This is a genomic window from Seongchinamella unica (assembly GCF_004354085.1).
Lineage (GTDB): Bacteria > Pseudomonadota > Gammaproteobacteria > Pseudomonadales > Halieaceae > Halioglobus > Halioglobus unicus.
In genome coordinates this window covers 790947-813206 of sequence record NZ_SMSE01000002.1, presented here as the reverse complement: position 1 = coordinate 813206, position 22260 = coordinate 790947, and the positions used below count along the sequence as shown (strand labels likewise).

At 56.3% G+C, this 22260-nt stretch carries 25 protein-coding genes and 1 pseudogene; 7 read left to right on the top strand and 19 right to left on the bottom strand.

Features of this window, described 5'->3' with window-relative positions; genetic code table 11:
- Positions 1-8: 8 nt before the first annotated feature.
- From E2F43_RS10795 to E2F43_RS10745, 12 genes and pseudogenes are all read right to left on the bottom strand, one after another.
- Positions 9-1859 carry a hypothetical protein gene (locus E2F43_RS10795; RefSeq protein WP_133212477.1) on the bottom strand — a complete coding sequence of 617 codons (1851 nt, stop codon included), beginning with the start codon at positions 1857-1859 and terminating at the stop codon, positions 9-11.
- Positions 1849-3078, bottom strand: a complete 1230-nt coding sequence (locus tag E2F43_RS10790) for a hypothetical protein (protein ID WP_133212475.1) — start codon at positions 3076-3078, stop codon at positions 1849-1851. The genes E2F43_RS10795 and E2F43_RS10790 overlap by 11 nt, the downstream gene beginning before the upstream one ends.
- Entirely contained in the window at positions 3078-3422 is a 345-nt protein-coding gene (locus E2F43_RS10785) for a hypothetical protein (protein WP_133212473.1), read from the bottom strand. The genes E2F43_RS10790 and E2F43_RS10785 overlap by 1 nt, the downstream gene beginning before the upstream one ends.
- 341 nt (positions 3423-3763) lie before the next feature.
- Positions 3764-4138, bottom strand: coding sequence for a hypothetical protein (locus E2F43_RS10780; RefSeq protein WP_133212471.1), 375 nt, complete (start codon positions 4136-4138; stop codon positions 3764-3766).
- Positions 4139-4269: 131 nt separating this feature from the next.
- Positions 4270-5436: a helicase RepA family protein gene (locus E2F43_RS10775; protein WP_133212469.1), complete on the bottom strand. Its 1167-nt coding sequence runs from the start codon at positions 5434-5436 to the stop codon at positions 4270-4272.
- A complete protein-coding gene (locus tag E2F43_RS10770) occupies positions 5433-5993 on the bottom strand; it encodes a primase/helicase family protein (RefSeq protein WP_238946853.1) in 561 nt (186 codons plus the stop codon). Before E2F43_RS10770 ends, E2F43_RS10775 begins: the two co-directional genes overlap by 4 nt.
- Positions 5994-6056: 63 nt before the next feature.
- Positions 6057-6239, bottom strand: a pseudogene (locus E2F43_RS19535) (primase-helicase zinc-binding domain-containing protein); the annotation flags it as partial.
- Between the two features lie 240 nt (positions 6240-6479).
- Positions 6480-6698, bottom strand: coding sequence for a hypothetical protein (locus E2F43_RS10765; protein WP_133212467.1), 219 nt, complete (start codon positions 6696-6698; stop codon positions 6480-6482).
- Positions 6699-6787: 89 nt separating this feature from the next.
- The gene (locus E2F43_RS10760; RefSeq protein WP_133212465.1) at positions 6788-7498 is read right to left on the bottom strand and encodes a hypothetical protein; all 711 of its coding nucleotides are present in this window, start codon (positions 7496-7498) and stop codon (positions 6788-6790) included.
- The gene (locus E2F43_RS10755) at positions 7495-8706 is read right to left on the bottom strand and encodes a tyrosine-type recombinase/integrase (RefSeq protein ID WP_133212463.1); all 1212 of its coding nucleotides are present in this window, start codon (positions 8704-8706) and stop codon (positions 7495-7497) included. Before E2F43_RS10755 ends, E2F43_RS10760 begins: the two co-directional genes overlap by 4 nt.
- The gene (locus E2F43_RS10750; protein ID WP_133212461.1) at positions 8699-8983 is read right to left on the bottom strand and encodes a hypothetical protein; all 285 of its coding nucleotides are present in this window, start codon (positions 8981-8983) and stop codon (positions 8699-8701) included. Before E2F43_RS10750 ends, E2F43_RS10755 begins: the two co-directional genes overlap by 8 nt.
- Positions 8984-9356: 373 nt before the next feature.
- Positions 9357-9824 carry a rhodanese-like domain-containing protein gene (locus E2F43_RS10745; protein ID WP_165954270.1) on the bottom strand — a complete coding sequence of 156 codons (468 nt, stop codon included), beginning with the start codon at positions 9822-9824 and terminating at the stop codon, positions 9357-9359.
- A gap of 521 nt (positions 9825-10345) precedes the next feature.
- Here E2F43_RS10745 and E2F43_RS10740 point away from each other — a divergent pair.
- From E2F43_RS10740 to E2F43_RS10710, 7 genes are all read left to right on the top strand, one after another.
- On the top strand, positions 10346-11824 hold the full coding sequence (locus E2F43_RS10740) for a neutral/alkaline non-lysosomal ceramidase N-terminal domain-containing protein (protein WP_165954269.1): 1479 nt from the start codon (positions 10346-10348) through the stop codon (positions 11822-11824).
- 3 nt (positions 11825-11827) lie between these two features.
- On the top strand, positions 11828-12958 hold the full coding sequence (locus tag E2F43_RS10735; protein ID WP_133212455.1) for a HEAT repeat domain-containing protein: 1131 nt from the start codon (positions 11828-11830) through the stop codon (positions 12956-12958).
- Between the two features lie 79 nt (positions 12959-13037).
- Positions 13038-13586 (top strand): nuclear transport factor 2 family protein, encoded by a 549-nt coding sequence (locus E2F43_RS10730; protein ID WP_238946852.1) that lies wholly within the window; start codon positions 13038-13040, stop codon positions 13584-13586.
- 14 nt (positions 13587-13600) lie between these two features.
- On the top strand, positions 13601-14584 hold the full coding sequence (locus tag E2F43_RS10725; protein WP_133212453.1) for a zinc-dependent alcohol dehydrogenase family protein: 984 nt from the start codon (positions 13601-13603) through the stop codon (positions 14582-14584).
- 48 nt (positions 14585-14632) lie between these two features.
- Positions 14633-16042: a DUF3604 domain-containing protein gene (locus E2F43_RS10720; RefSeq protein ID WP_338054591.1), complete on the top strand. Its 1410-nt coding sequence runs from the start codon at positions 14633-14635 to the stop codon at positions 16040-16042.
- 179 nt (positions 16043-16221) lie between these two features.
- On the top strand, positions 16222-16827 hold the full coding sequence (locus E2F43_RS10715) for a dUTP diphosphatase (protein ID WP_133213027.1): 606 nt from the start codon (positions 16222-16224) through the stop codon (positions 16825-16827).
- A 17-nt stretch (positions 16828-16844) separates the two neighbouring features.
- Positions 16845-17738, top strand: a complete 894-nt coding sequence (locus E2F43_RS10710) for a hypothetical protein (protein ID WP_133212449.1) — start codon at positions 16845-16847, stop codon at positions 17736-17738.
- Here E2F43_RS10710 and trmA read toward each other — a convergent pair.
- From trmA to E2F43_RS10675, 7 genes are all read right to left on the bottom strand, one after another.
- Positions 17712-18857 carry a tRNA (uridine(54)-C5)-methyltransferase TrmA gene (gene trmA, locus E2F43_RS10705; protein WP_133212447.1) on the bottom strand — a complete coding sequence of 382 codons (1146 nt, stop codon included), beginning with the start codon at positions 18855-18857 and terminating at the stop codon, positions 17712-17714. The two genes, E2F43_RS10710 and trmA, sit on opposite strands and share 27 nt — an antisense overlap.
- The gene (locus tag E2F43_RS10700; RefSeq protein ID WP_133212445.1) at positions 18857-19873 is read right to left on the bottom strand and encodes a glycosyl transferase family protein; all 1017 of its coding nucleotides are present in this window, start codon (positions 19871-19873) and stop codon (positions 18857-18859) included. Before E2F43_RS10700 ends, trmA begins: the two co-directional genes overlap by 1 nt.
- Before the next feature lie 10 nt (positions 19874-19883).
- Entirely contained in the window at positions 19884-20201 is a 318-nt protein-coding gene (locus E2F43_RS10695) for a TusE/DsrC/DsvC family sulfur relay protein (protein WP_133212443.1), read from the bottom strand.
- Positions 20202-20204: 3 nt separating this feature from the next.
- Complete coding sequence (gene tusB / locus E2F43_RS10690; protein ID WP_133212441.1) at positions 20205-20495, bottom strand: sulfurtransferase complex subunit TusB; 291 nt, start codon at positions 20493-20495, stop codon at positions 20205-20207.
- A 1-nt stretch (position 20496) separates the two neighbouring features.
- Positions 20497-20868, bottom strand: coding sequence for a sulfurtransferase complex subunit TusC (gene tusC / locus E2F43_RS10685; protein WP_133212439.1), 372 nt, complete (start codon positions 20866-20868; stop codon positions 20497-20499).
- A gap of 1 nt (position 20869) precedes the next feature.
- Positions 20870-21262, bottom strand: coding sequence for a sulfurtransferase complex subunit TusD (gene tusD, locus E2F43_RS10680; RefSeq protein WP_133212437.1), 393 nt, complete (start codon positions 21260-21262; stop codon positions 20870-20872).
- 66 nt (positions 21263-21328) lie between these two features.
- Positions 21329-22003, bottom strand: coding sequence for a Bax inhibitor-1/YccA family protein (locus E2F43_RS10675; protein ID WP_238946850.1), 675 nt, complete (start codon positions 22001-22003; stop codon positions 21329-21331).
- Positions 22004-22260 lie beyond the last annotated feature (257 nt).

Here is a 22260-nt window from a genome sequence, read left to right as displayed (position 1 = left end):
TCTTTCCTCTATTGCATTACGGGTACAACACCGCCCACCATTGAATATGGTGTTAGATGTCGTCCAAATCGTTGAATGGAGCGCAGCCCCTGGTGATAGCTCTCAGGCAAGAATGCGGGAATGTCACGCTGTCCAGTGAGCAAGTCGTCAATCTCTTCCGCTGACCAGCCCTGTTTAGACAGGAGGGACATCATCTCCTCAGCTTGCTTGCCTTGGGCTGAGCCTTTGATATTGCTGAAAATCTGTTTAGCCATAGCGCCGTAATTTCCGGTGGCGAAATCAAGGCCGCTCTCTACAGCATTCAAATCATTTTCAATCCTGGCGGTAGGACTGCCGCCACGGATCATCTGTTGCGTCTGCGTGAATGCACTCTCGCGGTCAATGACTTTCAGGAAGTCCTGATATTCGTCATCCATCTCAAAGGCCAATCTCAGGGCGTCAAGGCGATCCTCTGAGTCAGCAAGCCGTAGCTCAGGATTGCCCATGCGCTTGCCTGTTCTCAGGCGCTCTACAATGGCGTTCTGTGCGCCCTTGCGGAACATGTTTTGCTCGGGAGCTGACATTGAGCGGAGCTGTTCTTTCAGGTCTGTGGGAGAGGCTTTGTATAAACCCCGTCCAGTGGTTAGCGCGTCCAGGAGGCGTGTATCAGTCGTGTAGAACTGTCTGGCCTTGGCGTACTCTGGGGAGGCTTCATCCGTTAAGTCGGTCAAGCGGCTCTTGAGAACTAACAGGGAGCGGTAATCGTCACCGCCTTGCCGTGATGCCCGGATAATCTTGGAATCCAGGGCGCGCTTCATATAATCCACTGCCTTCAGTGGGAGATACTCAATTTCATCACCGTCCGTTATCTCTTTCAGTGATGGAATATCCTCTCCAAGTCGCTGCGCGATTGCCTCAGCCCTCCGATAGGCGGTTTTCATATCGGAAGTGTTCATCACCTTCTTGAAGTCACCTTCCAGGGGGATAGTGGACTCGTATGCTTTGGCATATTGGCTCTTGGCAATACGGGAGCGAGAGCGCTTGATCTGGTTCTCTAATGCCCGGAGTTCGTTATCCGTGACAAGCCCCTCTGCAATGCGATTTACCGTCCCTTGCTGTCGCAGCTTGAGTGCACCTTCTAATTCACCGGATAGGTTGGGGTTCTGGGCGTGCAAGCCTCTCAAGAGGCGTCTGGCTTCGTCTGAGGCGTCTGGTATCGACCCCAAGGGGCCAAGCTCTAGCAGCTCATCTTTGTAGATCAATGGCATTACGTTACGTATAGCAGCCTGCTCAGGAGCTTCAGTCACATAGTCCAGCACCTTCTTGGCTCCAGAGGCCACAGGGGATAACGCCTTGCCAGCGATACCCAATCCCGTTGCCATGACCGGGGCAGCGAGAGCGCCCGTCACAGCCCCCTCAGACGCATCTACAGGGACATCTTCCAGTTCATCGGCATAACCTGCACCGGCTAGAGCGCCTTCAGCAGCGCCACCAAAGGCCAAGCGAGCGCCCTTAGATAATAGGGTCTGCCCACCACGCACAAATTTATCCAGCCCTTTGCCAGGACCGCCCATAGCGCCGAACAATTCACTCCCAGTTGAAATTACGGGGTGCTCTTGCTGGAAGGCTTCCATATCGGCCCGGATCAAGTCCCGCTCATTCTTGTAGCGGTCAATGAAGCTCATATCATCGTCATAGTCGTCACCGACATACGAGAGTAGGGCGGCTTCCGCGCCGAGAACTTCATCACCAATGCCAAAGGTAGCGCCCTGCAACCTGGCTAGAGCCTGTCCCTTCAATTGCTTGAGGTACATTTCCAGGAGGGTTTCTTGCTTAGCGCTATCCTGGTTCTCTATTTCATTAATCAGGTCACGGGGCATCACTTACCCCCAAGGATTCCAATACCTGCTCACGGGTCATATTGTGCGTTTCCATCGTGTGCTTGATATCTTCTTCCATGACAATTCCGACACTGGGCACAAAGACAAAGGGTGAGCCACTGTGTTCATCTATTGCGCGACCAGAAGACCTTGCCATAGCAAACAGCGCCTTCATTCGAGCGCGATCCAGGTCAACACGTTTGGCTTTTGAAGAACCAAAGCGGGGAAAGTAGCGGCCAATTTCTTGCGCCTTTTCTTCCTCTCCGATAACTGCACCCGATTCTTTACGCAGCTTAGCGCCCACCCAGTCGTTCACGGCTGAATCAAATAGCTGCCAGGGTTCTGACTTGAACGTGTCTGTACCGAGGAAATCAGACAACTTGCCGCTGGAGTAGTCCTTCAGATCACCAGCAGGATCAAAGTCGGGGTATTTGCTGAAGACCTCTTGAATCCGCTTCTCTGCGTCTTCCATGCGGGTGAAGTAACCATATGCCTCCCGCTCCGCTTGAGTGGGTTCAGGAGCGACCATTTCAGAACCGGCCACAGCGCCACCGAGTGCGCCCTGAACATCAATCCCCGGTTGGGTATGGGATACACCGTCAGCCGTGGTGTAAGTCGTGGGACGCCCAAGAGTTTGGGTTATCAACTCAACAGCCACCGCCTCCCGCCGCTCAGGGTCAACCTGCTGCAAGAGCTTGTTGAACATCTGGGACTGCATGGATGTGCCTTTGAAATAGCCAGACTCAGAGAGGGGGCCAGTCAGTCGCTCCTGGTTCCCTGTAGTCGGGGAGATGCGCCAAAATCCCGTAGAGGTATCACCGTGCACCTGCCAATCCTCTGGGCCTTCAAAGACCACTTTGGACTGTCCAGTGAGGGGATGAACTGCGACCACGTTGTTGCCAGACTTGAACATGTTGGGCTTGGTATTGGCGATAATCTGCTGTTGCTTCTGCAACTCCAGGCGCTGCTGTTGAATCTCTGCCTGTTCCTTCCTAGCCTCTCGGCGCTGTATCATTTCCATGCGCTGCTGTTGCAGGTAGGCATTTCGGCGCTGTTGCTCTTGTAGGACTTGAAAGGGGTTTGACTGAGGAGCATGGCCACGGCGCATAGCCATCATGTTGTTTAGAGCTGAACCGGCCATAGCCATTCCTGGCGAGTTCAAAAACTTACTCATAGGGCCATCAAACACTGGCACCTGTTCATCAAATAGGTAACTCATTATTCCTCCAGGGCTTTCTTGCGAGCCTTAGACTTGAGGCGCTTCTCAAAGCGCTTACGGACATCTTCCACGGTTAGCCACTGTTTGCCCTTCCTGTCTGCTGCGTAGACTGAGGAAGCCGCTAGCGCCGCCAGATCGTCCTGTGTCGCGCTTGCATACTGGTCAAGGTCATCGGGCAGGGGATGTCTTATGAAAGCTCCAGGGCGCACACGCGCCACTAGAACGGCTTGGTCAGGATCGGCTCCGGGGACTTCTCGCGGGAAAGGTGCCCGCACTCGATAGCTGACCTTGTTCTTTGTGAAGTACTCTTCATCGCGCACTGCCGGGTAATCCTTCTCACGCACAAGCGGCCTCCGGGTACGAGACACGATGATTCTTGAGGCGGTCTACCAGCCAAGCCAGAACTTCATCGGTTTGGAACCTCTCACGGCAAGGGGTTAGCTGCACTGGGGCAGGAAAGTCCCCACTGGCTATCATTGACTTGATAGTGCGGCGATCTAGGTCCACGACCTCTTGAGTCTTGGGCCAGGACATAAACAGAGGTAGGTCACCCATTATTATCAACTCCTTGTGCACCTGCTGTGCACGGACTAATTATATAGTCCCTGTATTATACCATAAAATGAGTGAAAACGCTTTAAAAACAGTGCTAAACGTGAGTAATGCCGCAATAAATGCCGGGAGATTATGAATCTTCATAACGGTCATTTTCAGGCGTAATATCCTTCCATTCGGCATCAATGGGATGCTCTACGCCCAGTAGGTTAATCACTAGCCCTTGCGCGCTGTCACCGGCCTCCAGGCGCGTTACAAGCTCCTTGGGTACCAGGCTGGCTATCACCCTCAAGTAGGTGCTGGGGTCGTCCTGTGCGACCTTCTGGAGTACGTCACCGCCTTGTTCCTGCCAAGACACCGCAACGTCCTTGAGGAAGCTCTCAGACAGCTTGTGTTTGCTGCCCAGTGGCCTGCCTCCCGTCTTGGCTATCTCATTACCTCGCACAAACCTGCCACGGGCATCGCGGGCTGGTGCGGGTTGTTTCCCGGATTCTTTTTCTGTCATCTCATTTCCTGTCTGTTGCAACCGTCTGTGACAATCACACCCCTATAGGGGGTTGTGATGAATGTCACGCCTAGTTCGAGGGGCCATCACACTGTGACAAACACCGTGACAATAATTGTTGTCACACACCTTCAAACCCTAGTAATACAAGCGCTTACAGCCTCTCCGTTGTTGTCACGCAGGACACTAATGCGCCCCTCTTTTTCGAGCTTTTCTGTGGCTCGGCGCCATGCCTGCCTCAAAGAGCGATTGTCACGCTTCTGACCCTTGTTTCTTCCCTTGGCAACGGGTGTTTTTGCGGCCTCATAGATGAAGTCATCACGCCATATCTGGAAGGGTCTAGGCTCCTGTCCTAGAAGCTCCAGGGCGAGTTTCGCATCACCCGTCAGCCTCGGGCCTTTCTCTAGTTTCTTGTCCGTCATGCCCAGCACAATCGACTTCACAGGGTTGCCAAACTGGTCGTTGAATCCAAGGGGGACTAGCTTGGCCTCTAGTACATGCGGGGGAGGGGCTTCAGCGTCCTTCATAAAGTTCGGTTCGTAGAACACATCAGGAAAGTCTGCCGTGACCTTAAACTGGGCGTCTACGGCTGCTTGTAGGACACTTGATCCCCTGGCGCGATCCGACTTGTCATGGCCTGTGTGGTGCACGATGACTACGGGGGCCTTAAAGCGTTGGCGTAGATGATGGTCGCACTGAGTAACAAACACATTCATATCTTTCGTGCTGTTCTCGTCACCCGTACCGAAATTCCTAGCCAGGGTGTCGATGTAGATACCCGCCACAGGGACTCCAGCTTCCGCAGCACATTCTTCTATCTCATCAGCTAGGGCTTGTGCACCGCCGTCACCGATCAGCACAGGGCCGGTTGTGCGCCTAAAAGGGGTGGTACTAGAGCAGACTTCCTTGGGGTTCATCTCCCGGTCTATGCACCACGCCCTTATCCTGTGTCCTACGCCTGAAATTCCCTCACCGGCCACATATACAACCAGTCCCTTTTTGAGAATTTTGTACTGTCCCAGGAATGGAAGTCCTGTGGCTTGTGAGAGGCACATATCCAAGGCAAGGAATGTCTTGTACTGCTTGGGCGGGCCATAGATCAGCGTTAGCGTATCGGCAATCAGGGTGTGTTCTATCACCCAGGGGATAGGCTCCTCTGCCTGCCTTAAAACCTCCTCAATGCTAATGGTGAGGCGTTGCTTGTTCTCCAAGCCAATGCCGTGTCTCTCAAGATCGTTTGGGTCTTTCACCATTTCCCCGTTCACCTCGATGGGTGTTATTGGAATTGTTTCGATCACGCAGCCTCCTCAACGATAATGTATCGACGATCTGGATTTTTCTGTTCAAATAGGTTGGCGTAGAACTCTTGTCGCTTCTTAGGCCCAAATACGGCCACGGCAACGCAATTGCCCACCATGCGCCACATTGAAACGGCATCGGCAAACCCTTCCACGATGTAAACGGGGAGGGACTTGTCCAAGGTATTACCCAGGATCAAACAGCCCTTGCTGCCAAAGGTTTGCTTGGTCGTTTCCCACTTCTTCTTTTCGGCATTCCATACGGGGCGGCCTATGCACTCAATGCCCTTGAACTGGCCTCCAGGCGTCTTGAGAGGCACGATAATGCAGTCCTCGTGTTGACCCAGCAGTGAGCCTGAAACAAAGCCACGGCCCGCTCCGTAGCTCCTATCAATGCGCTTGAGCTTTGCGTATGGATGGGACGCTACAAAGGCATCATCCGTATTAGCCTCTAGCCAGATTCGCCGTGCTTTGGAGTAGGTGTCACTGATCGGCGGGGGAGGTGCCTGTATGGGAATCCTCGGGCTTTCCTTACCACCTAATGCGTCCTCGACCATTGTCGCTGCCTCCGCAAAATTACTATTGAAAACGTGTTGAATGAGCGTGAAACCATCTCCCGCGAGGCTGTCACCACCGCCTCCACAGAAGAAGCTCCCACTGCCGTCCTTGTCATCCCAGCGAAACCTGTCCCGACCACCGCAGCCTGGGCAAGGGCCGTGCCTGTTCCTAAGAAAGCGATCATTAATCCCAACTGCTGATAGGATGCCCCGCCAGCGTCCCCTGGCTCGTTCACGCAGCACCATCGTAGTCTCCATCAAAATCTAGATTATCGAAGTCCAGTTCATTTATTGACTCCGCTTCATCTGAACACGTGGGTAGAAACCCAGAGTCCACCCAGTCCCCGCTTTCATTCCTTTCGCTGGCTGTCACTACCTGGTCAAAGCCAAAGCGTTCTCTGAAGTAACACAGGGGGTCATATATGCGTTCATCAGACAGACAGGTACTAGACCGGCCATCTGCCAGAACGATGCGGTAGACGAACATCAGGCCGGTATCCGGCGGCTCTTGATGACCTCTAGAATCTCGTCTCTATCCAGGTAGGTGTACTTGCCCAGCCTATAGCGAGACAACCTGAGATCGCCGCGACTAAGGGCAGCGCTCAGGTAATTGGGTTTGGAATAGCCGAGGATTGAGGCGGCTTCGGAAAGGGAGGTCTTACGGGCCTCCCAGTCCTGCATTGATTGGATTGGCGTAACTTTCATTTTCTGTAACTCCGGGTTGCTTCGGGTTACAGTTGAATTTACGCATGTTTGCGAGGATTTAAAAAAGGGTAGGGCAAGTTTAGAACGGGCTAAGACTTGCCATGACTCCATATTTCCTCAAATTTATCTCCAAACTCTCGTTTTAGGTTCTTAATCTGCGTGTCTGAGTAGTTATGAGCAATCTTTATGAATCCCATAACGAACTTATGGCAAGCCCTGGAATCTGCAAGCGTGTCCATTGGTTCGCGCCCCACATTCATTGCGATAACTTGGTTCTGTTCTGTGGCCTTCTTTAGAACTCCACTGGAAGACCATAGAGAAAAGCCGTAGATGGCGCGCTTAATGCCTTTGATCTTCGCATTTTTCATATTTGCGGGCCTCCGATCTCCTCTGGCAATACCTGCGATGACTGGCCGAAGTGGTGTGGGTATAGGTTTATCGCCTCCCAGTAATTTGTAGAACTCCTCTCCATCGCCGTAGTCCCAACTTGCTATAGCTGTCGTCCAGAAAAGTGCTTCTGCTGGTGCATACTGGCGAGATGCCTTGGGGAAATATTCGACCACATAACCCGCATTTTGTGCATTCAATCCGATAACGTTTTTAAAACCGTCATCAAAGGTTGAGATGGCTATCTTGCGGCGGTCATTAAATAATTCAATTTCCTTTTCGGTAGGCTGGCGGCCTAGCTGCTCTCGAATGTATACCTGTGCATCATCCGCTGTCTTCGAGTTATCAATAACCTCTTTCAAAAATTTGAACTTTTCCAATGATGAAAGCATTTTTTTTGTCTCGTAGCTCATCCCACCACCTCCAGCTTCACCACATTCTCAGAGGGGAGGGGGCGTCCTGCATGTTCGAGGATTGCCGCTTCTATCTTCCGTAACTGTTGAGCAAGGTCTGAGCCGTCCAACTGGGAGTAATCAAAAGTGATGTCGCTAATCAGGTGGTTCATAAGCTGCTTGACCATTGTGTGATCGCATACAGTCCTGCCAATAGTGGCAAAGGTGCGCCGGAGGTCGTGGTTTGTGAACCTCTCAGGGAGTTCCGCCGCCTTGGTTATCTCTGTCCTGATACGGCTGTTTTGCGCGGGCATGGTGAATACTGGTCCGGTCTTTTCCTTGGACTTACGCTTTTTCAGCTTGTCCTTGAAATACTCGGGGATGGGTAGCTCTACCTCTGTGCGGTTTTTGGTGTCCCTGAGCGTGTATAGGCCCGTCCTGAAGTCGAAATCAGCCCACTCTAGACCCCTGGCTTCCTCCAGGCGGTTCCCGGTCAAGATCAACCACGCCAGACAATCGCCGTGCTTCTGTGCCTCTACTGCGTTAAACCAGTCCTCCAGGTACTCCTTGCGAATATGACCCTTGCGCGGGGGAGGGACGTACAGCCCATCATTGTCTTCTGACCACAGCCTCACGGGATTCTCGGGGATTAGCCCCCGGTTGCCCTTTCGCTTCCTGGTCCAGTTCCAGACAGCAGAGAGGCTTCTACAGCCCGTTGCGCCTTGGGAAGGGGTGATGTCAGCGATCTTCTTGGCTATCAGTTCCTCTGTAATGGATACCAGCGGCTCCTCGTAGTCATCACCCAGCAGATACTTGATCTTGTCCCGGTAGCTGTCTTTTGTGGAGTCCTTGAGTGGGAGCTTCTGTTTACCTTTCCGCTTCTCTTTGAGGTACACCTCAACCGCCTGTTTCACGGTCAGCTCTGAGACGTTCTCAGCGGCTCTCTCAGCGCGTTTCTCCTTAATGGGGTCTACCCCGTCAACCATTTCGGAGAGCTTCTTCTTCGCTTGTTTTCGGGCCTGTTCAACCTTCATGGCGGGGAATCTGCCGAGAGTGACGCGCTTGGTCTTTCCTCCCACGGTCCCACGGACATAAAACGATTTTGAGCCTTTATCGGTGACTGCGATTCCTAGCGAGGGAATCTTGGTGTCGTGGATGTACAAACGCCCCCTTTCGGGAGCGTCTATATTCTCCAGTGCTGCTTTGGTGAAGTTGAGGGACTTAGGCATTGCCGAGGTTTTCTAGCTGTGCCAGTACCTCAGGAGGGGTATTCAGCGCCCCAGTGGCCCTCAGGTAATCCATAAGGTCATTCAGTGCCGCAGTTGCGTCAGCATGGCATTCACGGATATAGCTGCCTTGTATGTAGTTGACGCTTTCACGATCGTCTTCAGACTCAACTTCTGCCTCCAGAGAGTGCAGTGTTTTCAGCAGGGAAATCTTCAATTCCAAGTTTTCAACTGCGTCAACGAGTTCCATCGGAGTTTTGGTAGTATTGGGAGTAGCCATAATTGATACCTTTGCTATCGGTTGTGGTTAGAAGCCCTGGGGTGTTACCGCACCCTGGGGCTTTGTTTTAGATGGCTCAGAAATCTCTCTAAATCCCGGTGCACATCTGGTGCACATTATTGGCGCAATACGGGCATTCTGTCAATGAATCTCAAGCAATGTGAGAAAACACCATAAAACAAGTAAAATCAGTGTGTTAGCGCGGTATTATGGGAAAAGGTGAGTTAGATCAATTGGTTACAAAAAGGGCTATTTTAAGACTTAAAATCTCCCGGCCATTGCGGCCGTGCCGGTTCGATTCCGGCTCCGGGCACCATCCCTGATGTCGAGCACGAACCGGCACGAGTGCCGTTTTCGCTATCTGGGGCGCCGACTATTCCTTTTTTTGATAAGAGACAACTTTATGTTCGCCATGAAGGTTGTAGAACGTGTTTCCCTGAGCAACCCACTCCCTAAAACCGCCGTCGAGATCGACAACGTTGGTATAACCCATTTCCTTCATAGTCAGTGCGCTTAATGCAGATCGCCCCCCGCTGCGACAGTAAAGGACAATTTTTGCCGCAGGGTCTTCAACGAGCCCCTGGATATAGAATTCGATTTTCCCTCTGGGAAACCACTGCGCACCCTTGATGTGCCCGGCCTGGTACTCTGCTTCTGTCCGAACATCCAGCAGGACAATACTTTCCGTGCCAGAAAGATAATTCGCAAGCTGCTCAGAGGAGATGTGGGAAGCTTTCGATTTGGCCTCTTGCACGATCTCTTGCTTGCTCGTGATGTCACTTACTGCTCCTGCGCTGAGCAACGTTATCCATATCAAAGCAATACTTCGGTATATGGCCATGGCAGAAGCCCTCATCGAGGTGACTTGCCAGTCAAGTCATAGCAGGGAAGTATAGCAGACCACAGTACTAAGCGAGTTTTGGCGAGCCTGAACGGCTGCAAGATAGCTGAGCGGCGAATGTAACAACGGGTTCGGGGTGCGGCTTCCTCTCCAGCACCGTCCATGACCAATAAAATCTGCTCTCACCTTCCGGTTGTTCATTTAAGATTTCACATCCACCGATTGAATCCTCAGGGGCAAGCGGCGCTAAACGCCCGGACGGGTTAGGTACTAACCACAGTTTGGCGCCTGATGGCGTTCTGCTGGTCGGACGTCTACGGCGGATTGAACCACTTTTCTTGCTACTGGCTGATCCATGGACTACGTTTACACCCATGTTGAGCAGTTCAAGAGATAAGAAAATGACCACAATACGTTCGTTTTTTGGCTCACTGATTTCGCACCGCCTGTGCCTGTTCCTGTTTTCCGCGTGCTGGTTGACCACGGCAACCGCTGCCCCTGGAGGTCCTGGAGACCTGAGTGTGGGTGTTTGCAAGCAGGATATAACCCCCGTCAGCGCGTCTCTTGCGCAGGCTTACGAGGATACATTTGGAGAGGCAAAGACAGTCAATCATACTGACCCGATCTTTATGGCCGGCTTCGGCAATAACCGCCAGGCTACCGGTTATCACGACCGGCTGTGGGCGCGGGGTGTAGTCATAGACGGTCGCGGTGGTCGCATAGCGCTGGTCGCCCTGGATCTCGTCGGTTATTTCAACAACCAGATAGAAATCGCGCGTGAAATGGTGGGAAGCGATGTGGACTACCTGATTGTCCAGAGCACCCACTCGCACGAGGGTCCCGATACGCTGGGCATCTGGGGGCCAGATCCGCTAACCACCGGGGTTGACGCGGGCTACCTCGATTTTGTAAACGACGCGATAGCCGATTGCGTCAATGATGCGACCGCTAATTTGCGCGCGGCGCGCGTCAAGTCGGTTACCACGAGTACCGCAGGACTGAGCACGGGCATGCGATCCGACGACGACGGCTATGGCGTGGCTGACCAGAAAGTGCTTGCAGGCGACGACATTCTCTCACCGGACACAAACGGCAGAATTGTGGATCCCAACCTGGTGGTGCTCCAGTTCACTGAACGCGAAGCAGCAAAAGATGTCATCGCCACAATTGTTAACTTTGGCAGTCATCCAGAGGCACTCTGGTCACAGAATACGCTGTTGACTTCCGATTTTCCCCACTTTGTGCGGGAGCGCCTCGAGCAGGAATATGGCGGTACCGCGATTTGGGTCAGCGGCGCACTGGGAGTTCTTCAGGGCCCCGACCGGATCGATGTTACCGAAGACGGGGTAAACCCCGTTTTACCGCGCAGGTCATTCCAGTTCGCAGAGGTTCACGGCCGGCAACTAGCAGAACGTGCTATCGCTGCCCTTGATAACAGGCCGGGACATCCTGCCCCGGTTGTCGCCTTTGCCCGGGAAAATCCGGTGCCAGTCAGCCTCGACAATAGTTTTTTTCGCTTCTTCTTCGCCGTCGGCGTGCTCGGGCAAGGCAGAACCCTTTATACCAATGGATTACCTGATGCTTCAGTGGGCTTTCCCCTCCCTCCGCCGTTCGATGTGATACCGCAGTCATTGGGCGATGACCTGCAAACGGAGGTAGGTGCGGCGCGCGTTGGAGATGCCGGCCTGATTGTTGTGCCTACCGAACTCGATCCGCAGATTGGCGCCCAGTACCGAGCGGCCATGACCGGCGTGCGGGACAAGCTGATCGTTGGGCTTGGCAATGACCATATCGGGTATCAGGTGCTGGAGAGCAAGTTTGACCAGAGTTGCATGATATGCGCGCCATTTGTATTGGCTGGTGTTCCGCAATTCTGCCCGCTGTATCCCGATATCGATTGCAGCACAGTGTTCCAGAATAATGTTGGGCCGGGTCTCGACCCGGCCATTAGCGGAGCGTTGATGCCACTTATAGAGCAGATCAACCAGACCCACCCCTGATAGATGTGCGCTAAAATGGGCCCTTTGGCCCTGATCGGGTTTACTATAGCCTCGTTTTTTTGGATGCGGGGCGCGGCTGCGCATCTCGATGCGCAGCGCGTTTCCCTGTCACAACTGTTTCTGGGTGCCGATGTTGTGGTGATCGGGCGTATAGAAAGCCTCGCTGAACGACGCTTTGTGCTCGACGAAACACCAACGTTAAAACCGGTGGTCAGCGCGCGGGTTCTGACCCAATACAAGGGAAGTGCGGCGACCTTTGTTGAGTTCTTCCAGGAGGGTCATGGGCATGCGCACTATGTGGTCGGTGATACCGCCGTGCTCTTTCTGGAGACCCTGGGCCGTGGCCATGTGCTGGCCGAGCTCGGCAAGGCAGCCGGTGTTGACTATGTCTCCGGGCAGGTGAGGAATACCGAGCACCGCATTGAGCCTGGTGAATTGCCAGATTATGACGGGATACTTTCGGCTTATGCCGCCCTCGGCAGTGCAACCACTGTCGCTGCGGCGCAGCGTGCCCAGCAGATCAAAGGGCTCATATTGCGCATGCTGGAGTCGAGTTCGACAGGCATTGTGGAATCCGGTCTGCTCGACTGGGAGTACGCGGGCAGCGGCGTTCAACTTACCCAGGCGGAAGTTGCTGAACTGCTGTCATTGACGCGAAACCCCTCCAGGCCGGTAAACCTGCGGCTCGCCATCCTGCGAACCATGTATCGTAAACAACTGGTGGACGATACCGCGTGGACATACCTGTTCCAGCATGAGCCCGATGACAATCTCATATTGGTCATCAGGTCAACGGAGGGGTATGAGAGTCAGCTGTTCACGCCACATCTGGTACGCCTGCTGAAGAACCCCTCGGAGATGATAGTTGAGGCAGCTGCCAGGGCTTTGGGGCACCCCGTATATACGGGCACAGAATTATCTCTGGAGCCGCTACTCGACAGCAGAAGCCAACGCTTGAACTACGCTGCAGTGTATGCCTTGATCGGGCTGCGCAGTGAAGAAGCCAAAAGCATGCTGCTGGACGCCGAGGTTAACCATCCAAACCCGAAAGTGCGCAGAATGATCTCCGCCCGCCTGAACCTGGTGAGTCTCGTCGAGGGTGGCAGTCCCGCATATTCTCCGGCGCCAAGGTAAGTCCGGAAGTCAATGCGGATCGGGCTCTGGTGCTGGCGTAGCGCGTCCCATTGCATTTGTTTTTCTGTTTGGTGAAAGTATGAGCTCACTGGAATTTGATCAACATCCTGGAGGGTCCATGGCCCTGGAGCAGCGAATAGAACGGCTCGAGCTTGAGCTACAGCGGCTGAAGGACATCGAAGCCATCCGCCAGTTAAAAGCCCATTACCTCAATGCCTGTGATTGCCAGGACCCCGAGGCAGTTCGCGACTGCTTTGCCGAGGGTGAGGTGGTAATCGATATGTCCTACTTTGGTCACTGCCAGAATCGGGACGAGTTCGTCGACGGTATTTTTGTGCCACGGGGCTGCCACGATTATGTGCTCGACATGCATCATGGTGCCAATCCCGAAATCGAGATTCTCGGAGGCGACCGGGCCCGGGGTGTCTGGTCGTTGAATTATCGTAATATCAACACCAGGGACCAGACACTGACCCTGATGTCAGCCCTGTACCATGACGAGTATCGGCGCCTGGCGGGGCAGTGGAAGGTGACTCGCTCACGAACGGAGTACCGAACGGTACTGCACTGTGAGTATGCGCCCGGTAGCCTGCAGGTGCAGACGGCCGCCCGGTCACTGGCTGATTGAGGAGGGAGTTTCCAATGCGTGCCATGGTTTTTGAAGGCGTTGGGAAACCTCTGGAACTTCGCGATCTCCCGATTCCCCAACCCGGCGCAGGCCAAATCCAGCTCAGGATTACTGCCTGCGGTATCTGCCGTACTGACCTGCACGTGGTGGATGGCGACCTCAGGGAGCCCAGGCTTCCTCTGGTCCCGGGGCACCAGATAGTCGGCGAGGTGACAGCGCTGGGAGAGGGGGTGAAGGGCTTCAGTCCGGGGCAGCGCGTCGGCGTACCCTGGCTGGGTGGTAGCTGCAATCAGTGCTGGTACTGCCGGCGCGGCAGGGAAAACCTGTGCGATGAGGCGCGCTACACCGGCTACCAGATCAACGGCGGGTTTGCCGAATATACGGTTGCCGATGCCCGCTACTGTTTTACGGTGCCGGAGAACTACAGTGACACCCAGGCTGCACCGCTGCTCTGTGCCGGTCTGATCGGCTATCGTTCCTATCGACTGGTGGAGCACTGTGACAGTATCGGGCTCTACGGCTTTGGCGCCGCCGCCCACATCATCATCCAGGTGGCCCGGCATCGGGGGCAGCGCATCTTTGCTTTCACTCGCGAGGGGGATTCGGAGGCACAGAAGTTTGCCCTCGAGCTGGGGGCGGAATGGGCAGGGGACTCTACCCTGGACGCCCCCGAAGCGCTGGAAGGCGCGATAATTTTTGCGCCTGCGGGAGAACTGGTTCCCCAGGCCTTGCGGTCTGTTCGCCGTGGCGGTCGGGTGGTGTGCGCGGGTATCCATATGTCGGACATACCATCTTTCCCCTACGACATACTGTGGGGTGAGCGCGAGATCGTCTCGGTCGCCAACCTGACCCGCCGCGACGGCGAGGAATTCCTGCCCCTGGCGGCGGACATTCCGGTTTGTACTACCGTACATGAATACCCGCTGGAACGGGCCAACGAGGCCCTGGATGACTTGCGAGCCGGGCGCTTCAGTGGCGCCGGGGTGCTGGTACCCTGAGCTTTCCGACAACCATCGCGCTGACCGAGGTGGCGACAATGACAGCTCATAAACTGCACAAGGCACATCAGGACGCCGCTGGACTTCACTGCCATTACCGATCACGCGGAAGCCCTGGGTGAGTACGAGATCTGCACCAACCCGGACAGGGCGGGTTACCAGACCTCCACCTGTGAGGGCATACGTAATAGCGAAATGCAGATTTTCCAGGAGATATTTGCCGGCATGGCCAATTCGCCACCCTCGCGGGTAGAGGAAATCTGTGGCGCGGACGGCGCCACCTGCCGTAATGCACTGTCCGGACCCTGGCAAGAGGTCCAGCAGGCGGCGGCGGACAGCTATGAGCCTGGAAAATTTACCAGTTTCGTGGCTTACGAACTTTCCGCCGGGGCCCCGGAAGGCAAGGGTGGCATGATGCACCGCAATGTCATCTTCCGCAGCGACAATGTGCCTGAAACCGTGTTTTCCGCTTTCGAGGGCACCGCAGAGGAGTTGCACGCCTGGCTGGAACGCGAGTGCACCGACGATTGCCAGGTGCTGACCATTCCCCACAACCCCAACTTCTATTGGGGCAGACTGTACTGGGGCAGAAACAGTGATGGTACCCCGTTCACCGAGGATATCCTGCAACGCCGGGCGCGCATGGATCGACTGGTGGAAATCATGCAGATCAAGGGCAACTTCGAGGGGCATTACGCCTTCAATGACGGCACGCCTGACATCCGGCCTGGCCTCAAGCCCAATCCGACCGCTGAGGCCATGGGCATGTCCGGAGATGATGATCCTACCCGGCTGTATAATCCCGGCGCAATCACTGGCGTCTGGGCAGTGAGGAATGACCGGGAGTCGATCTGGGACGCGCTCTACCGCAGGGAAACATTCGCCACCAGCGGCACCCGCACCCGTATCCGGATGTTTGCCGGCTATGGCCACGACGCCGCGTTACTGACCCGCAGCGACTGGCAGTCGGCGGCTGCCGCCAGGGGTGTGCCGCAGGGGGGTGACTTGCCGGGTGCGAAGGCCGGGCAGGCCCCGCAACTGGCCGTTTGGGCAGTCCGCGATCCGCTGAGTGCCCCGCTGGCCAGGCTGCAGGTCATCAAGGGCTGGAAAACCGCGTCGGGGGAGTTGAAAGAGCAAACCTACGATATCGCCTGTTCCGATGACGGCAAGCCCGATCCCAAAATGCACCGCTGCCCCGACAATGGCGCCACGGTGAATCCTGATACCTGTGAGATCAGCGTCAACAAGGGTGCCGCTGAACTGTCCTCCCTCTGGACCGACCCGGATTTTGATCCACAGGAAGACGCTTTCTACTATGCGCGGGTGCTGGAAAATCCTGTCTGTCGCTGGAGCAGGTACGATGCAAAAAAAGCCGGCGTCGAGCATCCCGCGGATTTACCTGCCACTATCCGCGAACGAGCCTGGAGTTCGCCAGTCTGGTGCACGCCGGAAAGCTGAGCGCTGCGCTGTTGCAAAGGGCTTTCACCAGTCACCGGCAGGCGTCCTGAGCAGGGGCTGATTGGGCCAGGTGCAGGGCGCTTTCCGTAGCCATTCACCCCCTGGCGCTGCTATGCTCTGTGCCTCTTTGGAAGGATGAATTAGTCGCGAGGTATCCCTTGGAACAGGCCCTGATCAACATGCTGACCATGCAGGACAAAATGAACACCCGGGTGCATGAAAACTGGGTGGAACAGAACTTTGAATGGTATCGGGCAGCGTGGATCGAGTGCGGTGAACTGATAGACCACTACGGTTTCAAGTGGTGGAAGAAGCAGGATCCGGATCTGCAGCAGGTGCGGCTGGAGGCCATTGATATCTGGCACTTCGGGATGTCGGCGCTGTTTCAGCCGGGCAAAACCGTGGAGGAGATTGCCGGTGAGATGGCTGCAGAGTTGCAGGCCCACCAGCCTTCCGGCCTCGGAGTCAGGGAGGCGACCGAGGCCCTGGCGCTGGACTGTCTGCAATCCAGGGGCTTTTCCCCCTCCCTGTTCTGGGATCTCATGCTGGCCTCAGGCCTCGATTTCGACGGCTTGTACCGTTCCTACGTCGGTAAAAACGTGCTTAACTTTTTCCGCCAGGACCACGGCTACAAGGAAGGCAGCTACATCAAGAACTGGGATGGCAAGGAGGACAACGAACACCTGGTGGACCTGCTTGAGTCGCTGGAGGCCAGTGACCCCCTGTTTGCAGAACAGGTCTACGCGGCGCTGGAAAAGCGTTACCGAGAAACCGTGCTCAATTGAATTGAAAGAGGCACCGTGTGTCACAGGAAGACGGCAAACTCTCCACCACCGCGCTGGCGCGAAAGCTGGATATTCCCGTTCAGCAACTGTTCGCCACCCTGCGGGACTACGGCTGGATTCGTCGCTCGGGTGACACCTGGGTGCTATTGCCCAAAGGTGAGTTCGAAGGGGGTACCTACCAGAACAGCCGGCGCTTTGGCCGTTATATCGTCTGGCCGCAAACGCTGGATCACCACCCACTGCTGGCGGCCATCGAATCCAACCAGCGCATTACCGCGGCATCGATGCGCCGTTATTACCCCCGTCTGCATGCCCGGCAGATCAACCGGGCGCTGGCGGAGATGGGCTTGCAGCACCATAGCATCCTCGGCTGGGAGCTCACCGACCTGGGGCGCTCAATGGGCGGTCAGCAGGAGGAGAGCGAATCCTCGGGCGCTTTTTACGTCACCTGGCCTCACGAGATTATTGATCACCCGGTTGTTCATCGCGAACTGACCCGCCAGTCCGACCAGATCCCGACGCCTGAACCCGGCGATCCCAGTGCCGAGCCGGATCTGTTCGCCAATACCGAAAAACAACTCAACTGCGACGGTATTGACGGCCACCTGCTGCAGACCCCGCTGCAGATGCGGGTGTGCAACTGGCTTTACCTGGCGCAACTGGCTCATGCCTATCGGCGCGCGCTGCCGATCGAGGAACTGGTCCATGCGGATTTCTACCTGCCCGCGGGCAACGTGTATATCGACTGCTGGGAAGAGGAGGGCTCGGCCAGCGACCTGCGGGAGAGGTTGAACAAGCGCGAGGTCTATCGCGACCTGGGCCTGCATTCACTGGAGGTTAATGCGACGGACGCGGATAACCTGGATGAGGTCCTGGGCAGGGGCTTACTCGCGCTGGGTATTCGCTGCTGAGGAGGACTGGTTCTTGCGGCAAAGCAGGACCCCGCACTCCATGTGTTCGGTATAGGGGAACTGGTCAAACAGGGCGAATTGCTTGACCTCGTGGGTGTTCCCGAGTTCGTGTAAATTGTCCGCCAGCGTCTGCGGGTTGCATGAAATGTAAATGATGGTCTCGAAACGACTCACCATTTGCACCGTCTGCGCATCCAGACCCGCCCGTGGCGGGTCGACAAACACCGTCCTCAAATCATATTCGTGCAGTGGTTTGGGCAGGTCCGCCAGGCGCCGGAACTCCCGCTCCCCGTTCATCGCCTGGGTGACTTCCTCTGCCGCCAGGCGGATGATCTGGATATTATCCACGCCGTTTTCGCGCATGTTCTCCCGAGCGGCCCGCACCGATACCTTGGCGAGCTCGGTGGCGACCACCTGGTCAAACTCCCGCGCCAGGGGCAGGGTGAAATTACCGTTGCCGCAATAGAGCTCCAGCAGGTCGCCGTCCAGCGTCGATGCCTGGTGGCACGCCCATTGGATCATTTGTATGTTCACCCTGGCGTTGGGCTGGGTAAACGCCTGTTCGTACTGCTGGTAGCGGTAGCAGCGGCCATCGATATCCAGTTCTTCCCATACCCACTCCCTGCCGAGTACCAGCTTTTGCTTGCGGCTGCGGCCGATGATGGACAAATCCCCGCACAGGTTCCGTAATTGTGAGCGCAGATGTCTCGCTTCCGTTTCCCAGGCCCCGTCGAGTTTGCGATGGTAGACCAGTGTGAGTAGTGATTCACCGGCCAGGGTGGATATAAACTCCACCTGGAAGAGCTTGTGGCGCAGCGTGTGGTTGGGCTTGAGCTCGGCAAGCAGAGCCGGCATCAGCCGCTGGATGGTCTCGCAGGCGATGGGAAATTCCCGAACGGGGACGGGGGTTTTCGGATCATCCCGCCGGAACATGACATAGTCCAGCTCGTCGCCGTCGTGCCACATCCGGAACTCGGCGCGCATGCGAAAGCCGGTGGAGGGCGAAGTATATACCTGTGCTTGCGGCACATCGCAGGGCGCCAGTAACTCACTGACCCGGGCCACCTTGGCAGCCAGCAGGTCCTCGTACTGCGCGGGTGTCACGCTGGACAGGGGCATCAGTCCAGCCGCTCCCGATCGCGGTCATGCCATAGCTGCTCGCTGCACCGCTGGCAGCGCTGCAGATCCCATCCGGGTTCAAGGACCAGCAGGGCGGCAGTGGTGGTTGCGATCACCGCGTTGCTGCCGTACAGGTCCTCGGTTGTGGCATTCCATAGCGCCCGCAGCGGTTCACAGCGGGGGTGTTCTACGGGCGCCACCTTGCCGGGCAGCGTCCGCGGGAGCGACAGCTCGCGTTCCAGGGCATCTTCCAGCAGCAGCAGGCGGGTATCGGCCTGTGGCTTGATTTCTACCTCACCACTGTCACCCTTGAAAACCAGTGAGCGCGGTTGCTGCAGTATACGATCCGCCTGCTGGTGAAGGCCGCCATAGGCGGGATGGAAAATACTCTGGATGCTCGCCGGAGCCTGCAGTGGGTTGAGCATACGTACCAGGGTATTGACCGGTGAGCGCAGGCCCAGCAGGGGGCGCAGTTGCATGATGTCATGTAGGCGGGGGCAGAATTTTCTCAGCGGCAGGTAACTCAGCTTGTGTCGGTCCAGCTGCAGCGCGACGGTCTCCCAATTGTCGGCAACCGGCAATCCCAGCTCCAGCATGGCCTGTTCGGTGTAAAGACGGCCCGCCGTGTGGCCGTCACCACCGTGAACAAATACCCGGTAACCCGCACCTGCGAGCAACAGCATGCTCAGCAGATACCAGGGATGCTGGTGTTTCTTGCCGGCATAACTGGACCAGTCCAGTTGCGCCTGCAGGTTTGCGGGCGGCGGCAGCATCTGGCCCCGGCAGGCGTCGACGAAACCCGCCAGTTCCTCGCCGGTCTCCTCCTTGACCCGCAACAGCATCAGGAAAGCGCCCAGCTGCAGGGGGTCCACCTCGTTCCTGAGGATCATACCCAGAGCGTCAGCGGCTTCCTGCCGGTCGAGGGAGCGGCTGCCGGTTTTGCCCTTGCCGAGTATGCGCACGTAGCGAGCGAAAGGGTGCTCTGCGGCAGGAGCCTGGAATGATGTCTGCGTCACGGGGCCTCGGTTACAGGCAGTTTTCGGGTTTGGGCAGTCCGGCTATCTTGCTGCCAATCTTGGCCGGGGAGCCGGGAAACAGTCGCATCAGGTGAATACTCTTGCCCTTTTCTGCGCCCAGTTTCAGTGCGCAGTATTTTACCAGAGGACGCATGGCGGGGGAGGCATCGAATTCCCGGTAATAGCTGCGTAGCAATTCGATGATTTCCCAGTGTTCGTCCGTCAACTGGATGCCTTCAGCGCGGGCGATTTGCTCCGCCACTTCCGGGCTCCAATCACTCAGGTTCAGCAGGAAACCTTCCTTGTCGAAGGCGGCGGGTGCTACCACGGCTCAGTACCAGGCCACTTGCCGGGGATAGACCTCGGTCAGGCTGACCAGGCCGTCCATGTCGATTCGCTCAATGCCAGTGAGGCGATGAGCCAACCCGGCTGCGGCGGTGTCTGTATCGAGGGCAACTATCCGCGCGGGATTGGCGTCCAGGGCGAGGCGCGGTGAGGTGTTTGGCAATGCGAGATAAACGCCGTCACCGATTAGAACGATGGTGTCGTTTTCACCGGCGACGCGGAGACAGTCCCGGAAGGCGTCGCTGTCAGCGGAGCAATTGAGTGTGTGAAGCAACATGTCAGCAGCTTATCACGTGATCGCAGTCGTTGAGGAACGCAGCCAGCTGCGTCTCGTCCAGCAGTTTTACCGGCAGCACCAGGTCCTCTTCGCCAATGCCGAATGCCTGTAATGATGCCGCATCGGCGTAAACGGCGCTAAGCTCATAGAGGGGGAGGGAACTCAGGGTTTTACCCGCGTTTTTGCTGCCCAGTTGCCTGCTGTCCTGGTCTTTCAGTAACTGAAGGACCCCCGACCCCATGAACAGCAGGTCGAAGTCCTGTTCAAAGGCCCCCATGGCCAACGCCAGGTCTATACCGGCCCGCGCGAGGCTGCTGCCGTAGGGTGAGTGGCGCATGACGACAAGACTGCGCTTACGCTCCGCCGTGTTCATTTCAGCCGCCGAACGTCAGCAGGCGGTCAGCGCTCGCTGCCGCGTCTACCAGCTGCCCCAGTCCCGAGATCACGAAGGCGGGATGCGCGGTGGGGCCGGGCCTGTCGAAGCGATCGGCCTCGGCGGCGTCGAGCATACCGCGTTTCAACGCCGAGGAGATGCACAGCACCAGCTCCACATCGTGCTGGCGGGCGAGTTCAATCCAGGGCGCCAGCCGATCCTCCTCATCCTGCGGAAACACGGCCACTTGAGAGCCGGTGCTGACCCCCTCGTCGAGAAAAAATACGCGTTCGATGCGATGCCCGCGGGCGATCGCACGCTGGGCAAAACGGACGGCGGTGCGTGCGCCGTGCCCGGATACCGGAGCAGACAAGACCAGCAACGCGTAATTCATGGCTGGTTGCCAGCAGAAACAAAAAACCCCGGCTTTAACCGGGGTCTGAAGAGCGTTATCAACGGTTCAGTCGTCGCCACCGAAGGCGGTCAACAGGTGCAGCATGTGAATGAACAGGTTGTAAATGCTCAGGTACAGCGACACGGTTGCACGAATGTAGTTGGTCTCGCCTCCGTTGATGATGCGGCTGGTGTCAAACAGGATGAGACCGGACATGATCATCACCAACGCAGCGGAGATGGTCAGCGACAGCGCCGGTATCGCCAGGAAGATGTTGGCGATCATGGCCACCACGGCGACCAGCAGGCCCACCATCAGGAAGCCGCCCATGTAGGAAAAATCCTTACGGGTGGTGAGTGCGTAGGCGGAAAGGCCGAAGAACACCAGTGCAGTGCCGCCCAGCGCCTGCATGACCAGCGCAGGCCCGCCCGGCATGGACAGGTAGTAGTTCAGCATCGGGCCAATGGATGCGCCCATTACGCCGGTAAACGCGAAAATGGCCAGCAGGCCTTTACTGCTGTCAGCCATCTTGTGCACGACGAACAGCAATCCGAAGCCGACCAGGCTCAGTATGAGTGCCGCGCCGTGAGGCAGGCCCACGGCCATGGAAATCCCGGCGCACACTGCACTGAACGCCAGGGTCATTCCCAGCAGCATGTAGGTGTTTTTCAGGACCTTGTTGGTGCTGATGACACTCTCCATACCGGCGGTGTTCGTGTTGTACAAACTCTTGTCTTGCATTGTTCACTCCATAATGCGACGCACGGGATGTGCGGGTATCGTTATGACAGATAATAAGGGTGCAAAGTTCAAATTTAAAGGGCCCAAAGGCTCGAATTTTGTGTGGGTATGCCCCTGAAAATCCTGCATTTTCCTGACGAAAGCTGAACATTTGGTTCAATAGATCGGACCTTTTTGGCACACCGGGCCGGTCGCTGCTCCCTGCGCGGGATTTTTGGTGAATTGTCTTCCCGGAGCCGCTATAACAGGTGCTCGGT

Bases quoted from the DNA above. Each gene is read 5' to 3' on its own strand.
- E2F43_RS10735 (WP_133212455.1), top strand. From the start codon at position 11,828: ATGTGCGCTAAAATGGGCCCTTTGGCCCTGATCGGGTTTACTATAGCC.
- E2F43_RS10725 (WP_133212453.1), top strand. From the start codon at position 13,601: ATGCGTGCCATGGTTTTTGAAGGCGTTGGGAAACCTCTGGAACTTCGC.
- E2F43_RS10760 (WP_133212465.1), bottom strand. From the start codon at position 7,498: ATGAGCTACGAGACAAAAAAAATGCTTTCATCATTGGAAAAGTTCAAA.
- E2F43_RS10745 (WP_165954270.1), bottom strand. From the start codon at position 9,824: ATGGCCATATACCGAAGTATTGCTTTGATATGGATAACGTTGCTCAGC.
- E2F43_RS10780 (WP_133212471.1), bottom strand. From the start codon at position 4,138: ATGACAGAAAAAGAATCCGGGAAACAACCCGCACCAGCCCGCGATGCC.
- tusD (WP_133212437.1), bottom strand. From the start codon at position 21,262: ATGAATTACGCGTTGCTGGTCTTGTCTGCTCCGGTATCCGGGCACGGC.
- E2F43_RS10770 (WP_238946853.1), bottom strand. From the start codon at position 5,993: ATGGTCGAGGACGCATTAGGTGGTAAGGAAAGCCCGAGGATTCCCATA.
- E2F43_RS10795 (WP_133212477.1), bottom strand. From the start codon at position 1,859: ATGCCCCGTGACCTGATTAATGAAATAGAGAACCAGGATAGCGCTAAG.
- tusC (WP_133212439.1), bottom strand. From the start codon at position 20,868: ATGAACACGGCGGAGCGTAAGCGCAGTCTTGTCGTCATGCGCCACTCA.
- E2F43_RS10765 (WP_133212467.1), bottom strand. From the start codon at position 6,698: ATGAAAGTTACGCCAATCCAATCAATGCAGGACTGGGAGGCCCGTAAG.
- E2F43_RS10755 (WP_133212463.1), bottom strand. From the start codon at position 8,706: ATGCCTAAGTCCCTCAACTTCACCAAAGCAGCACTGGAGAATATAGAC.
- E2F43_RS10675 (WP_238946850.1), bottom strand. From the start codon at position 22,003: ATGCAAGACAAGAGTTTGTACAACACGAACACCGCCGGTATGGAGAGT.
- tusB (WP_133212441.1), bottom strand. From the start codon at position 20,495: ATGTTGCTTCACACACTCAATTGCTCCGCTGACAGCGACGCCTTCCGG.
- E2F43_RS10750 (WP_133212461.1), bottom strand. From the start codon at position 8,983: ATGGCTACTCCCAATACTACCAAAACTCCGATGGAACTCGTTGACGCA.
- trmA (WP_133212447.1), bottom strand. From the start codon at position 18,857: ATGCCCCTGTCCAGCGTGACACCCGCGCAGTACGAGGACCTGCTGGCT.
- E2F43_RS10730 (WP_238946852.1), top strand. From the start codon at position 13,038: ATGAGCTCACTGGAATTTGATCAACATCCTGGAGGGTCCATGGCCCTG.
- E2F43_RS10715 (WP_133213027.1), top strand. From the start codon at position 16,222: ATGCTGACCATGCAGGACAAAATGAACACCCGGGTGCATGAAAACTGG.
- E2F43_RS10790 (WP_133212475.1), bottom strand. From the start codon at position 3,078: ATGAGTTACCTATTTGATGAACAGGTGCCAGTGTTTGATGGCCCTATG.